General features: G+C 74.6%; 14 protein-coding genes. 5 read left to right on the forward strand and 9 right to left on the reverse strand.

The genetic code is table 11. The features are described 5' to 3' along the window. Positions 1-24: 24 nt before the first annotated feature. The 8 genes from ACFW6A_RS25630 to ACFW6A_RS25665 form a co-directional block, all read right to left on the reverse strand. Positions 25-1,113 (reverse strand): 2Fe-2S iron-sulfur cluster-binding protein, encoded by a 1,089-nt coding sequence (locus ACFW6A_RS25630; protein ID WP_386643214.1) that lies wholly within the window; start codon positions 1,111-1,113, stop codon positions 25-27. Continuing rightward, complete coding sequence (locus ACFW6A_RS25635) at positions 1,094-1,333, reverse strand: hypothetical protein (RefSeq protein WP_351852841.1); 240 nt, start codon at positions 1,331-1,333, stop codon at positions 1,094-1,096. Before ACFW6A_RS25635 ends, ACFW6A_RS25630 begins: the two co-directional genes overlap by 20 nt. A gap of 1 nt (position 1,334) precedes the next feature. Beyond that, on the reverse strand, positions 1,335-2,492 hold the full coding sequence (locus ACFW6A_RS25640; RefSeq protein ID WP_351852839.1) for a Rieske 2Fe-2S domain-containing protein: 1,158 nt from the start codon (positions 2,490-2,492) through the stop codon (positions 1,335-1,337). A 26-nt stretch (positions 2,493-2,518) separates the two neighbouring features. Next, positions 2,519-3,544 carry a 4-hydroxy-2-oxovalerate aldolase gene (dmpG, locus tag ACFW6A_RS25645; RefSeq protein WP_386643218.1) on the reverse strand — a complete coding sequence of 342 codons (1,026 nt, stop codon included), beginning with the start codon at positions 3,542-3,544 and terminating at the stop codon, positions 2,519-2,521. A gap of 10 nt (positions 3,545-3,554) precedes the next feature. Then, a complete protein-coding gene (locus ACFW6A_RS25650) occupies positions 3,555-4,466 on the reverse strand; it encodes an acetaldehyde dehydrogenase (acetylating) (protein ID WP_351852903.1) in 912 nt (303 codons plus the stop codon). A 7-nt stretch (positions 4,467-4,473) separates the two neighbouring features. Further along, positions 4,474-5,256 (reverse strand): 2-keto-4-pentenoate hydratase, encoded by a 783-nt coding sequence (locus ACFW6A_RS25655; RefSeq protein WP_351852834.1) that lies wholly within the window; start codon positions 5,254-5,256, stop codon positions 4,474-4,476. Between the two features lie 176 nt (positions 5,257-5,432). Further along, entirely contained in the window at positions 5,433-6,353 is a 921-nt protein-coding gene (locus ACFW6A_RS25660; RefSeq protein ID WP_386643221.1) for an SDR family oxidoreductase, read from the reverse strand. A gap of 14 nt (positions 6,354-6,367) precedes the next feature. After that, positions 6,368-7,144 (reverse strand): SDR family oxidoreductase, encoded by a 777-nt coding sequence (locus ACFW6A_RS25665; protein ID WP_386643224.1) that lies wholly within the window; start codon positions 7,142-7,144, stop codon positions 6,368-6,370. A 79-nt stretch (positions 7,145-7,223) separates the two neighbouring features. Here ACFW6A_RS25665 and ACFW6A_RS25670 point away from each other — a divergent pair, with 79 nt between their 5' ends. From ACFW6A_RS25670 to ACFW6A_RS25690, 5 genes are all read left to right on the forward strand, one after another. Beyond that, positions 7,224-7,979, forward strand: coding sequence for an enoyl-CoA hydratase family protein (locus ACFW6A_RS25670; RefSeq protein ID WP_351846744.1), 756 nt, complete (start codon positions 7,224-7,226; stop codon positions 7,977-7,979). 14 nt (positions 7,980-7,993) lie between these two features. Beyond that, complete coding sequence (locus ACFW6A_RS25675) at positions 7,994-8,842, forward strand: CoA-transferase (protein WP_351846953.1); 849 nt, start codon at positions 7,994-7,996, stop codon at positions 8,840-8,842. After that, a complete protein-coding gene (locus ACFW6A_RS25680) occupies positions 8,839-9,621 on the forward strand; it encodes a CoA-transferase (RefSeq protein ID WP_351846746.1) in 783 nt (260 codons plus the stop codon). The genes ACFW6A_RS25675 and ACFW6A_RS25680 overlap by 4 nt, the downstream gene beginning before the upstream one ends. Next, positions 9,618-10,682 (forward strand): NAD(P)H-dependent flavin oxidoreductase, encoded by a 1,065-nt coding sequence (locus tag ACFW6A_RS25685; RefSeq protein ID WP_386643227.1) that lies wholly within the window; start codon positions 9,618-9,620, stop codon positions 10,680-10,682. The genes ACFW6A_RS25680 and ACFW6A_RS25685 overlap by 4 nt, the downstream gene beginning before the upstream one ends. 130 nt (positions 10,683-10,812) lie before the next feature. Then, the gene (locus tag ACFW6A_RS25690) at positions 10,813-11,367 is read left to right on the forward strand and encodes a VOC family protein (protein ID WP_386643230.1); all 555 of its coding nucleotides are present in this window, start codon (positions 10,813-10,815) and stop codon (positions 11,365-11,367) included. A 124-nt stretch (positions 11,368-11,491) separates the two neighbouring features. On the opposite strand, the gene ACFW6A_RS25695 is transcribed toward ACFW6A_RS25690, so the two are convergent. Next, positions 11,492-12,649: an acetyl-CoA C-acetyltransferase gene (locus ACFW6A_RS25695; protein WP_351846754.1), complete on the reverse strand. Its 1,158-nt coding sequence runs from the start codon at positions 12,647-12,649 to the stop codon at positions 11,492-11,494.

Here is a 12,649-nt window from a genome sequence, read left to right on the forward strand (position 1 = left end):
GCGGGTCTTCGGGCGTGCGGGGGCTCAGGAGTAGGTGATGCCGACGCGGTCGGTCAGCGGGAGCGCCTGGCAGGCGAGGACGTATCCGTCGGCGAGGTCCCGGTCGTCCAGGACCTCGTTGCGGGCCATCCTCACCTCGCCCGTGACGACCCGGCAGGTGCAGGCGCTGCACGCGCCCTCGCGGCAGGAGTACGGGGCGTCCACGCCGGCCGCGAGGAGCGCGTCGAGCAGCGGGGCGCCCTGCGGCCAGGCGACCGTGCGGGTCTCGCCGTCCAGCTCCACGGTCACCTCGCCGCCGCCCCCGGCGGGCGCCGCGACCGGGCCCGGGGTGGCGGCGAGGGCGGGTTCGGGGGCTTCGAAGACGTCCCCGGACAGGGAGAAGAACCGCTCCCGGTGGACGCGTCCGCCCGGCGCGCCGAGCGTGCGCAGCGCCTGCTCGACGGCGTCCATGAGCGGGCCCGGTCCGCAGACGAAGGCCTCGCGGCCGGCGTACGGCACGAGCGCGGCGGCGAGCCGGTCCGGCACCGGCAGGCCCTGGAGCGTCTCCAGCCAGTGGAGCACCAGGAACCGCTCGGGGTGGGCGGCGGCCAGGGCGCGCAGTTCGTCGCGGAAGATGACCGAGGCCTCGTCGCGGTTGGCGTAGAGCAGGGCGACCCGGCCGCGGCCCGCCGCGAGCACCGACTTGGCGATGGAGAGGACCGGGGTGATGCCGCTGCCTCCGGCGACGAGCAGCAGGTCGCGGTCGAGGGAGTCCGGGGTGAAGGTGCCGGCCGGGGGCAGCGCCTCCACCTCGTCGCCCGCGGCCAGGTGGTCGCAGACCCAGTTGGAGCCGTATCCGCCGGCGACCCGCTTGACGGTGACCTTGAGCGGTTCGCCGGTGTGGGGCGAGCTGGCCAGGGAGTAGCAGCGGGCGACGGGCCCGCCGTCCGGGCCGGGCAGCCTCAGGGTGAGGAACTGCCCGGGGCGGTGGGCGAAGCGGGCCGCGCTCTCCGGGGCCGGCTCCAGGACCAGGCTGCGGGCGTCGGGCGTCTCGGCGACGACCTCGACGATCCGCAGCCGGTGGGTGCGCGTCCCGGCGGCCGGGGCGGCCGGCTCAGTCGTCGACACGGACATCGCCGACCTCCAGGGTGCCGTCGGCGACGGCCCGTTCGATGCCGTCCCGCAGCGACCGGCAGGTCCGTATCCGGGCGCTGGTCGCGCCCCGGCCGACCCGGTCGCGGAACTCGGCGCAGGCGACGGCCGCGTCGGCGGTCCACTGCACGGAGGTGTGGGCGGGGGAGAACTTCTCGCAGAGGACCTGGTTGCCGCAGGCCGGGCACTGGACCGGTCGCATGTCAGGGGGCTCCGGCTTCCGTCTCGGCCGCCGCGCGGCGGGCGAGGTTCTCGTCGACCTCGGCGCGCCACGCGGTGTTGGCCCGCTGGGTGTCGACCTCGAACTCGAAGCGCCGGACCATCTCGTCCTTGACGTCGGCGACGTCGACGTAGAACTGCTCGTACCAGCGGCGCAGCTGGTAGACGGGCCCGTCCTCCTCGGTCAGGAGGGGGTTGTCGATCCGGGTCTTGTTCCGCCAGATCTCGATGTCCTGCTCGAAGCCGGTCTCCAGTCCCCCGACCAGGCTCCGGGCGGCCTCGGCGGCGGCCTCGTCGGTCATGCCGGGCAGCTTCCTGACGATCGCCCCGTACTGGAGGACGAAGCTGTCGGCGCTGACCGGGTAGTGGCTGTTGATCAGCACCATCTCCATCTCGACGCCGGGGGCCACCTCGGTGAACACGTAGTCGATCATGTAGGAGGGGCCGTGGTACGAGGCGTCGGACCGCAGCGGGGAGCTGAGGTTCCCCAGGTCCATGTCGCCGCGCGGGGCGCTCTCCATGTACTGGGTGGCGACGTGTCCCTCGAAGACGTTCTTGAAGTACGTGGGGAAGGCGTAGTGGACGTAGAAGAAGTGCGCCATGTCCACGACGTTGTCCACGATCTCGCGGCAGTTCGAGCCGTCCACCCGCGCGGTCTTCCAGGTCCAGTCGCTCCACTCGCCCGCCTCCGGGCCGTGGATCCCCTCGATCTCGGGGACGGTGACCTCGGCCGGCGGCGGGTTGCCCTCGGGGTCGTGCCAGACGAAGAGCTGCCGGTTGCGCTCCAGGGTGAGCCAGGCGCGGGTGCGGGCGCGGGGCGGGACGCGGCGGGCGTACGGGATGCCGGCGCAGCGGCCGTCGCCGGCCCAGCGCCAGTCGTGGAAGGGGCAGGCGACGGCGTCGCCCTTGACGGTGCCGTGGGCGAGGTTGCCGCCCATGTGCGGGCAGTAGGCGTCGAGGACGTGCAGGGCGCCGTCGCCCTGGCCCTGGAAGACCACGAGCCTGGTGCCGAAGGCCTCGATCTCGTGCGGCTCGCCGTCCTTGAAGGCGTCGGCGAGGCCGAGGCAGTGCCAGCCCCGGGCGAAGCGGGCGGGCGGCCGGCCGGCCTCGATGACCCTGGCCTCGTCGTTGAGAGCAGTCATCACGTTCTCCCTGGTGTGTGGTGGGTTCAGCCGCGCGCGGCGGCGAGTTCGAGGGCGATGTCGATGAGCTGGTCCTCCTGGCCGCCGACCAGGCGCCGTTCGCCGGCCCTGAGGAGGATCTCGGCGCCGGGGACGCCGTACCGCTCGGCCTGCCGGTAGGCGTGCTTGAGGAAGCTGGAGTAGACGCCGGCGTGGCCCATGAGCAGGGCGAGGCGGTCGAGCCGGCACTCCTCGTCCATGACCGGGCGGACGACGTCCTCGGCCGCGTCGATGATCTTCAGGACGTCGATGCCGGTGCGGATGCCCATCTTGGCGCAGACGGCGGCGAAGGCCTCGACGGCGGTGTTGCCGGCGCCCGCGCCGAGCCGGCGGGTGGAGCCGTCGATCTGGAGGGCGCCGGCCTTGACGGCGGCGACGGAGTTGCCGGTGCCGAGGGCGAGGTTCTCGTGGCCGTGGAAGCCGACCTGGGCGTCGTCGCCCAGCTCGGCGACCAGGGCCTGGACGCGGTCGGTGACGTCGTCCATGACCATGGCGCCGGCGGAGTCGACGACGTACACGCACTGGCAGCCGGAGTCGGCCATGATCCGGGCCTGGCGGGCGAGGTTCTCGGGGCTGGTGGAGTGGGCCATCATCAGGAAGCCGACGGTCTCCAGGCCCCGCTCGCGGGCGAGTCCGAAGTGCTGGACCGCGATGTCGGCCTCGGTGCAGTGGGTGGCGATCCGGCAGATGGCGGCGCCGTGGTCCCGGGCGGCCAGGATGTCGTCCTTGACGCCGAGTCCGGGGAGCATGAGGAAGGCGATCCGGGCCCGCCGGGCGGTCTCCACCGCGGCCTTGATCAGTTCCTGCTCGGGGGTCTTCGAGAAGCCGTAGGTGAACGAGGAGCCGCCGAGCCCGTCGCCGTGGGTCACCTCGATGACGGGGACGCCGGCGTCGTCGAGGGCGGCGACGACGGACCGTACCTCCCCGGCGGTGAACCGGTGCCGTTTGGCGTGCGAGCCGTCGCGCAGCGAGGAGTCGGTGATCCGGATGTCGAGGGTGTCCGAGTAGGGCATGGGGGGCTCCTTACGCGCCGGGGGCGAGGAGTTCGCGGGCGAACTCCTCGCCGACCCGGGTGGCGGCGGCGGTCATGATGTCGAGGTTTCCTGCGTAGGGCGGGAGGTAGTCGCCCGCGCCCTCGACCTCCAGGAAGATCGCGACGCGCGCCATGCCGCCGTTCTCGGGGCTCGGGTCGTCGAACTGCGGTTCGGCGCGCAGGCGGTAGCCGGGGACGTACGCGGCGACCTGCCCGGCGACCTCCTTCACGGAGGCGGCGATCGCGGCGTGGTCGGCGTCCTCGGGGACGGCGCAGAAGACGGTGTCGCGCATGACGACGGGCGGGTCGGCGGGGTTGAGGATGATGATCGCCTTGCCGCGCGCGGCGCCGCCGATGGTCTCGATGCCGCGGGCCGTGGTGCGGGTGAACTCGTCGATGTTGGCGCGGGTTCCGGGGCCGGCGGAGACGGAGGCGACCGAGGCGACGATCTCGGCGTAGGCCACGGGGACGACGCGGGAGACGGCGTGCACCATGGGGATGGTGGCCTGGCCTCCGCAGGTGATCAGGTTGACGTTGGGCCGGTCGAGGTGCGCGCGCAGGTTGGCGGGCGGGACGACGGCGGGGCCGACGGCGGCCGGGGTCAGGTCGATCGCCCGGATGCCGAGTTCGGCGTAGCGGGGGGCGTTGGCGCGGTGGACGGAGGCGCTGGTGGCCTCGAAGACGAGGTCGGGCAACTCGTCCTGGGCGAGCAGCCGGTCGACGCCCTCGTGGGTGGTCTCCAGGCCGAGCCGGCGGGCGCGGGCGAGGCCGTCGCTCTCGGGGTCGACGCCGACCATCCAGCGGGGCTCGACGAGTTCGGAGCGGAGCAGCTTGTACAGCAGGTCGGTGCCGATGTTGCCGGAGCCGACGACGGCGGCGGTCGCCTTGGTCTTGCGGGTCATCATCACCTCAGGTGAAGGAGAGGGAGACCGGGCCCAGCCCGGTGAAGTCGGCGGTGTAGGTCGCGCCGGGCACGACGTCGACGGCCCGGGTGCACGAGCCGGGCAGCACCAGGTGCCCCTTCCTCAGGGGGACGCCGAAGCGGGCGACGGTCCGGGCGAGCCAGGCGACGGAGCGGGCCGGGTCGCCGAGGACGGCGTCGGAGCGCCCCTCGGCGAGCGGCTCGCCGCCGCTTTCGAGCCGCGCCTCGACGGCCCTGAGGTCGATTCCGCGCGGGGAGCGGCCCTCGCCGATGACGTACCCGGCGGAGGAGGCGTTGTCGGCGATGGTGTCGGCGATGGTGATCCGCCAGTCGCGGACGCGGCTGTCGATGAGTTCCAGGGCGGGCACGACGCGTTCGGTGGCGGCGAGCACGTCCTCGGGGGTGCAGCCCTCCCCCGGCAGGTCGTCGCCGAGGACGAAGCCGACCTCGACCTCGACGCGGGGGTGGCAGTAGCGGGCGGTGTCGACCGGGCTGCCCGGGGCGAGTTCCATGTCGTGGAGCAGGTGGCCGTAGTCGGGCTCGTCGACGCCCATCATCCGCTGCATGACGGGCGAGGAGAGCCCCACCTTGTGGCCGCGCACCTCGGCGCCCGCGGCGAGCCGGTGCCGGACGTTGACCAGCTGGATCTCGTACGCGTCCTCGGCGTCGATGCCGGGGTACGCCTCGCTCAGCGGGGCGATCGGCGTGACGTCGCGTTCGGCGGAGCGGAGCAGCTCGGCCGCCTCGTGCCGCTGGCGGTCCGTGAGCATGACGGGTCCCTCCTGGGGGCGGTTGGGGCTGTGTCCGGCGAGGCTAGGCCGCCGCCGCCGGGCCCGGGGAGCCCCGTTTCCCGGTCAGCGGGAAACCCCGCCCGCCGGCCCCCGCCCCCGCGGCGGACCCGCCCCGCTCCCCCGTGCGGGGCGGGGCGGGCTGCCGCCGAGGGGTGTCAGCGGGCGCCGTGGACCGGGTGGGGGGGCTCCGCGGCGGCGAGGAGCTTCAGGGCCGCGTCGCCCGCCTCCGCGGGGGTCCAGCGGGCGGACTTGTCGGCCGTGGGCCCGGGCCGCCAGCCCTCCATCACGGTGATGCGGCCGCCCTCCGTCTCGAAGACCCGCCCCGTCACCCCGGCCGCCGCGTCGGAGCCGAGCCAGACGACGAGGGGAGAGACGTTCTCGGGGGCCATGGCGTCGAAGCCGGGGCCCGAGGGGGCGGCCATCGCGTCGGCGAAGGCCTGCTCGGTCATCCGGGTCCGCGCGGCGGGCGCGATGGCGTTGACCTGGACGCCGTAGCGGCCCATCTCGGCGGCGGCGACGAGCGTGAGGCCGAGGATGCCGGCCTTGGCGGCGGCGTAGTTGCCCTGGCCCACGCTGCCGAGCAGCCCCGCGCCCGAGCTGGTGTTGACCACCCGGGCCCGGCGGCCGCGGCCCGCCTTGGACTCGGCGCGCCAGTACGCCGCGGCGTGCCGCAGCGGCAGGAAGTGGCCCTTGAGGTGGACGCGCATGACGGCGTCCCAGTCGTCCTCGCCGAGGTTGACGAGCATCCGGTCGCGGAGGAAGCCCGCGTTGTTGACGAGGGTGTCGAGGCGGCCGAAGCCGTCGACGGCGGCGGCGACCAGCGAGGCCGCCCCGTCCGTGGTGGCGATGTCGCCGGCATGGGCGATCGCCTCCCCGCCGGCCGCGGTGATCTCGTCGACGACGTCCTGGGCGGGGCCGGCGCCGCCGCCGGTGCCGTCGAGGCCGACGCCGAGGTCGTTGACGACGACCTTCGCCCCTTCGGCGGCGAAGGCGAGGGCGTGGGCGCGGCCGAGGCCGCGGCCGGCGCCGGTGACGACGACGACGCGTCCTGCGCAGAGTCCCGGCTGTGCGGTCATGGGGTGGTCCCTTCTCAGTGGTGGGCGGTGGCGGCGTGGAGGAACGCGGGGCGCTCCCCTCCGCCGTGGACGTGCAGGGCCGCGCCGCTGACGTAGGCGGCGCGGTCGGAGGCGAGGAAGACGCAGGCGTCGCCGATGTCGGCGGGGGCGGCGAGCCGGCCGAGCGGGACGGTGCGGCCGACGGCGGCGATGCCGTCCTCGTCGCCGTAGTGCAGGTGCGACAGTTCGGTGCGGACCATGCCGAGGACGAGGGTGTTGACCCGGACCAGCGGGGCCCATTCCACGGCCATGGAGCGGGCCAGGTTCTCCAGGCCGGCCTTGGCGGCGCCGTACGCGGCGGAGCCCGGTGAGGGGCGGGTGCCGCTGACGCTGCCGACCATGAGGATCGAGCCGCCGCCGTCCTGCCGGCTCATGACCCGGTGGGCGGCGAGGGAGGCGGTCAGGGGGGCGACGAGGTTCAGGGCGACGACCCGGGCGTGCTGGCCGGCGTCGCCGTCGGCGAGGGTGCGGTACGGGGTGCCGCCCGCGTTGTTGACGAGGGTGTCGAGGCGGCCGTGGTCGCCTCGCACCCGCTCGAAGAAGGCGTCCACGGCGGCCGGGTCGCGCAGGTCGACGGGGAGGAAGCGGGCGGTGCGGCCCGCCGCCGTGACGGGCGCGTCGGGGGCCCGCCGGGCGCAGGTCACGACCTCCGCCCCGGCTTCGAGCAGGGCGCGGGCGATGCCGGCGCCGACGCCCCGGGTGCCGCCGGTGACGACGGCGACGGAGCCGGACAGATCGATGGTCACTGCCAAGGGACACCTCCCGCAGCGGGCGAACCGCTGCTACCTTTCGACCTAACAAACGTTTGGTGGAAAGGTAGCTGATCTGCTCATGGGTGTCTCCACCTCCGCACCGGACGACGGCGTCGCCGTCGTCACCGTCGACTTCCCCCCGGTCAACGCCCTCCCCGTCCGGGGCTGGTACGACCTCGCCGCCGCCGTCCGCGCCGCGGGCGCCGACCCGAAGGTGCGCTGCGTGGTGCTCGCCGCCGAGGGCCGCGGCTTCAACGCCGGCGTCGACATCAAGGAGATCCAGCGCGCGACCGGCCCCGAGGCGATCCTCGGCGCCAACCAGGGCTGCGCCGAGGCCTTCGCCGCGGTCTACGAGTGCGAGGTCCCGGTCGTCGCGGCCGTGCACGGCTTCTGCCTCGGCGGCGGCGTCGGCCTGGTCGGCAACGCCGACGCGATCGTCGCCTCCGAGGACGCGACCTTCGGCCTGCCCGAGCTGGACCGGGGCGCCCTCGGCGCCGCCACCCACCTCGCCCGGCTGGTCCCCCAGCACCTCATGCGGACCCTCTACTACACCTCCCGCACGGTCACCGCCGGGGAACTCCACCGGCACGGCTCGGTGTGGCGGGTCGTCCCGCGCGCCGGACTGCGCGCGGCGGCCCTGGAGCTGGCCCGCGAGATCGCCGCGAAGGACGGGCGGCTCGTCCGCCTCGCCAAGGCGGCGATCAACGGCATCGACCCGGTGGACGTCCGGCGCAGCTACCGCTTCGAGCAGGGCTTCACCTTCGAGGCCAACCTCAGCGGGGTCGCCGACGAGGTCCGCGACACCTTCGGCACGGACGAGGAGGAGCAGTCGTGAGCAGGGACAAGACGATGACCGCCGAGGAGGTCGTGGGCCGGCTCCGCAGCGGGATGACCCTCGGCATCGGCGGCTGGGGCTCCCGGCGCAAGCCGATGGCCCTGGTCCGCGCGCTGCTGCGCTCGGACCTCACGGACCTGACCGTGGTCTCGTACGGAGGACCGGACGTCGGACTGCTCGCCGCCGCGGGGAAGATCCGCAAGCTGGTCGCGTCCTTCGCCACCCTCGACTCCGTCCCGCTGGAGCCGCACTTCGTCGCGGCCCGCCAGCGCGGCGCGTTCGAACTGGTGGAGCTGGACGAGGCGATGATGATGTGGGGGCTGACCGCCGCCGTGCACCGGCTGCCCTTCATGCCGATCCGGGCCGGCCTCGCCTCCGACGTCATGACCGTCAACCCCTCGCTGCGGACCGTCACCTCGCCGTACGCGGACCGCGAGGAGCTCGTCGCCGTCCCCGCGCTGCACCTGGACGCGGCGCTGGTCCACCTCAACCGCGCCGACGTCCACGGCAACGGCCAGTACCTGGGGCCCGACCCGTACTTCGACGACCTGTTCTGCGAGGCCGCCGACACCGCGTACGTCTCCTGCGAGCGGATCGTGGAGACCTCGGACCTGCTCAAGGACGCGGGACCGCAGACGCTGCTGCTCAAGCGGGCGTTCGTCGACGGGGTCGTCGAGACGCCGAACGGCGCCCACTTCACCTCCTGCGCCCCCGACCACGACCGGGACGAGGCCTTCCAGCGCCACTACGTCGCGGCCGCCCGCGACCCCGGGGCGTGGCGGGAGTTCACCGCGCGGTTCCTGTCCGGCGACGAGGACGCGTACCAGGCCGCGGTGGCGGCGTTCCACGAGGAGGAAGCATGAGCGGCACCGACACGCCCACGACGGCCGCGGCCGTCACCCGTGCCGAGCACTGCGTGGTGGCCTGCGCCGAGGCGTGGCGCGACGCGGGCGAGGTGCTGGCCACCCCCATGGGCACGGTGCCGACGATCGGCGCCCGGCTGGCCCGGCTCACCTTCGCCCCCGACCTGCTGCTCACCGACGGCGAGGCGCTGCTCATGGGCGACGTGCCGGCGGTCGGCACGTCCCCCGGCGTGGTGGAGGGGTGGCTGCCGTACCGGCAGCACCTGGCCCTGGTCGCCACCGGCCGGCGGCACGTGATGATGGGCGCCAGCCAGCTCGACCGGCACGGCAACCAGAACATCAGCTGCATCGGCGACTGGGAGCGGCCGGCCCGGCAGCTCCTCGGCGTCCGCGGCGCCCCCGTCAACACCCTGAACAACCCCACGAGCTACTGGATCCCCCGGCACTCGCCCCGGGTCTTCGTCGAGCGCGTCGACATGGTCTGCGGCGTCGGCTACGACCGCGCCTCGGCGGCCGGCCCCTCCGCCACCCGCTACCACCGCCTCCCGGGCGTCATCACGGACCTGGGCGTCTTCGACTTCGAGACCCCCGACCGCACGATGCGGCTGCGCTCGCTGCACCCCGGGGTGACCGTCGAGCAGGTGCGGGAGGCGACCGGCTTCGCGCTCGCCGTGCCCGAGGAGGTGCCGTACACCCGGGACCCCACGGCGGAGGAGCTGCGGCTGATCCGCGAGGAGCTCGACCCCCGCGGGCTGCGGGACCGCGAGGTCCGCGCATGAGCGGCACCGTCCTCGCCACCCCGCTCACCGCCCTGACCGGGGTGCGGCACCCGATCGTCCAGACGGGCATGGGGTGGGTCGCCGGGCCGAGGCTGGTCACCGCCGCCGCCGAGGCGGGCGCGCTGGGCGTCCTGGCCTCGGCGACCATGGGCGTCGAGCAGCTCCGGTCCGCCGTGCGCGAGGTCAAGTCCCGTACGGACGCGCCGTTCGGCGTGAACCTGCGGGCCGACGCCGGCGACGCGGGCGAACGCGTCCGGATCATCATCGACGAGGGGGTGCGGGTCGCCTCCTTCGCGCTCGCCCCCTCGCGGGAGCTGATCGCCCGCCTCAAGGACGCCGGGGTCGTCGTGATCCCCTCCATCGGCGCCCGCCGGCACGCGGAGAAGGTCGCCGCGTGGGGCGCCGACGCGGTCGTGGTGCAGGGCGGGGAGGGCGGCGGGCACACCGGGAGCGTCGCCACCACCGTCCTGCTGCCCCAGGTGGTGGACGCCGTCGACATCCCGGTGATCGCCGCCGGCGGCTTCCACGACGGCCGCGGGCTGGTCGCCGCGCTGTCGTACGGCGCGGCCGGGATCGCCATGGGCACCCGCTTCCTGCTCACCTCCGACTCGACCGTGCCCGACGCGGTCAAGGCCCGCTACCTGGCGGCGGCGGTGGGCGACGTCACCGTCACCACGAAGGTCGACGGGCTGCCCCACCGGATGCTCCGCACCGAACTGGTCGACGCCCTGGAGCGCTCGGGGCGGGCCGCGTCGCTGCTGCGGGCCGTGCGGCACGCGGCGGCCTTCCGCCGCGAGTCCGGCATGAGCTGGGCCCGGATGGTCCGGGACGGCCTCGCGATGAAGCACGGCAAGGAGCTGACCTGGAGCCAGGTCCTGCTCGCCGCCAACACGCCCATGATGCTCAAGGCGTCGATGGTGGACGGCCGCACCGACCTCGGGGTGATGGCCTCCGGCCAGGTCGCGGGCCTGATCGACGACCTGCCCACGTGCGCGGAGCTCGTCGACCGCGTCATGGCCGAGGCGGCGGCCGCGCTCCGCGCGCTGCCCCGCGCCGGCTGAACGGACCCGCACGCACGACACGTCCGCCGGGGTGGGACCACCCCGGCGGACGTATCGTGCTCCTGCCCCTCGCCCTGCCCCTCCTCCCCCTCCCCCTCCCCCGACACGAACCAGCGAACGGACCACCCGCATGCCCGTCCAGCGGCTGAACCACGCCGTCCTCTTCGTCTCCGACCTGGAGCGCAGCCTCGCCTTCTACCGCGACGTCCTCGGCTTCCGGCCGCTGCCGCAGGCCTTCCCCGGCGCGGCCTTCCTCCAGGCGGCGGGCTCCGCCAACGACCACGACCTCGGCCTCTTCCAGTCCCCCCGGCCCGGTTCCGGCGCCGGCCCCGGCGGGGTCGGCCTCTATCACCTGGCCTGGGAGGTGGACACCCTCGCCGAACTGCGGGCCCTGCGGACGCGCCTGACGGAGGCGGGGGCGCTCACCGGGGCGGGCAACCACGCCTCCACCAAGGCGCTCTACGCCCGCGACCCCGACGGCATCGAGTTCGAGGTGTGCTGGCTGGTCCCCGACGCCGCCGTGGCCGCGGAGCTCTCCGCGATGACCTCCCCCACCCTCCCCCTCGACATCGACGCCGAGATCGCGGCGTACGGTGCGCAGACCCCGGGAGGCCCCCGCACCGATCACGCGGTCTGGCGGCAGCTCTTCGGCACGGACCCGGCGGGCCCTGCAGCCGCTCGATGACCGCCACGTTCGCCTGGCCGCCGCCCCCGCGCACCGTCCCCTCCCCCACGGCCCCCTCGCACCGCTCGGCCCCAGGGGGCCGCACGGGCTTCGGAGACCTGCGCCGGCCTCCGGCCGGACGGCGTCACAGCCGCTCGATGATCGTCACGTTCGCCTGGCCGCCGCCCTCGCACATCGTCTGGAGGCCGTAGCGGCCTCCGGTGCGCTCCAGTTCGTGCAGGAGGGTGACGGCCAGCTTGGTGCCGGTGGCGCCGAGGGGGTGGCCGAGGGCGATGGCGCCGCCGTTGACATTGACCTTCTCCGGGTCGGCTCCGGTCTCCTTCAGCCAGGCGAGGACGACCGGGGCGAAGGCCTCGTTGATCTCGACGAGGTCGATGTCGTCGAGGGTCATGCCGGCCTTCTTCAGCGCGTACGCCGTCGCCGGGATGGGCGCGGAGAGCATCCGGATCGGGTCCTCGCCGCGCACCGAGAGGTGGTGGATCCGGGCGCGCGGGGTGAGCCCGTGCTCGCGCACGGCGCGCTCGCTCGCCAGGAGCATCGCGGAGGCGCCGTCGGAGACCTGGGAGGAGACGGCGGCGGTGATCCGGCCGCCCTCCACCACCGGATTCAGGCCGGCCATCTTCTCCAGGGAGGTGTCGCGGCGCGGGCCCTCGTCGGTGGTGACGTCGCCGTAGGGGACGATCTCGCGCGCGAAGCGGCCCTCGTCGATGGCGCGGACCGCCCGCCGGTGCGAGCGGAGCGCGAACTCCTCCATGTCCCGGCGGGTGATGCCCCACTTCTCGGCGATGAGCTCGGCGCCGTGGAACTGGTTGACCGGCTGGTCCCCGTAGCGCGCCCGCCAGCCCGCGGAGCCCGCGTACGGGCCCTCGGTGAGGCCGAGCGGGTCGGCGGCCCGGCGGCTGGCGAAGGCGATGGGCACCATCGACATGTTCTGCACGCCGCCCGCGACGACGAAGTCCTGGGTGCCGGACATGACGCCCTGGGCGGCGAAGTGCAGGGCCTGCTGGGAGGAGCCGCACTGCCGGTCCACGGTCACGCCCGGCACCTCCTCGGGGAGTCCGGCGGCGAGCCAGCAGGTGCGGGCGATGTCTCCGGCCTGGGGGCCGACGGTGTCCAGGCAGCCGAGGACGACGTCCTCCACGGCGGCCGGGTCGACGCCCGAACGTTCCATCAGGGCCTTGAGGGCGTGCGCGCCGAGGTCGGCGGGGTGCACGGCGGAGAGTCCGCCGCCCCGCCGGCCGACCGGGGTGCGTACCGCTTCGACGATGTAGGCCTCGGCCAT

It is taken from the genome of Streptomyces sp. NPDC058758, from assembly GCF_042746075.1.
GTDB lineage: Bacteria > Actinomycetota > Actinomycetes > Streptomycetales > Streptomycetaceae > Streptomyces.

What these genes read in the sequence shown, in the direction of transcription:
- ACFW6A_RS25675 (WP_351846953.1), top strand. Translation starts at nt 7,994, where the DNA reads ATGACCGCCGAGGAGGTCGTGGGCCGGCTCCGCAGCGGGATGACCCTC.
- ACFW6A_RS25660 (WP_386643221.1), bottom strand. Translation starts at nt 6,353, where the DNA reads ATGACCGCACAGCCGGGACTCTGCGCAGGACGCGTCGTCGTCGTCACC.
- ACFW6A_RS25685 (WP_386643227.1), top strand. Translation starts at nt 9,618, where the DNA reads ATGAGCGGCACCGTCCTCGCCACCCCGCTCACCGCCCTGACCGGGGTG.
- dmpG (WP_386643218.1), bottom strand. Translation starts at nt 3,544, where the DNA reads ATGCCCTACTCGGACACCCTCGACATCCGGATCACCGACTCCTCGCTG.
- ACFW6A_RS25640 (WP_351852839.1), bottom strand. Translation starts at nt 2,492, where the DNA reads ATGACTGCTCTCAACGACGAGGCCAGGGTCATCGAGGCCGGCCGGCCG.
- ACFW6A_RS25695 (WP_351846754.1), bottom strand. Translation starts at nt 12,649, where the DNA reads ATGGCCGAGGCCTACATCGTCGAAGCGGTACGCACCCCGGTCGGCCGG.
- ACFW6A_RS25680 (WP_351846746.1), top strand. Translation starts at nt 8,839, where the DNA reads ATGAGCGGCACCGACACGCCCACGACGGCCGCGGCCGTCACCCGTGCC.
- ACFW6A_RS25650 (WP_351852903.1), bottom strand. Translation starts at nt 4,466, where the DNA reads ATGACCCGCAAGACCAAGGCGACCGCCGCCGTCGTCGGCTCCGGCAAC.
- ACFW6A_RS25655 (WP_351852834.1), bottom strand. Translation starts at nt 5,256, where the DNA reads ATGCTCACGGACCGCCAGCGGCACGAGGCGGCCGAGCTGCTCCGCTCC.
- ACFW6A_RS25670 (WP_351846744.1), top strand. Translation starts at nt 7,224, where the DNA reads ATGGGTGTCTCCACCTCCGCACCGGACGACGGCGTCGCCGTCGTCACC.
- ACFW6A_RS25690 (WP_386643230.1), top strand. Translation starts at nt 10,813, where the DNA reads ATGCCCGTCCAGCGGCTGAACCACGCCGTCCTCTTCGTCTCCGACCTG.
- ACFW6A_RS25635 (WP_351852841.1), bottom strand. Translation starts at nt 1,333, where the DNA reads ATGCGACCGGTCCAGTGCCCGGCCTGCGGCAACCAGGTCCTCTGCGAG.
- ACFW6A_RS25630 (WP_386643214.1), bottom strand. Translation starts at nt 1,113, where the DNA reads ATGTCCGTGTCGACGACTGAGCCGGCCGCCCCGGCCGCCGGGACGCGC.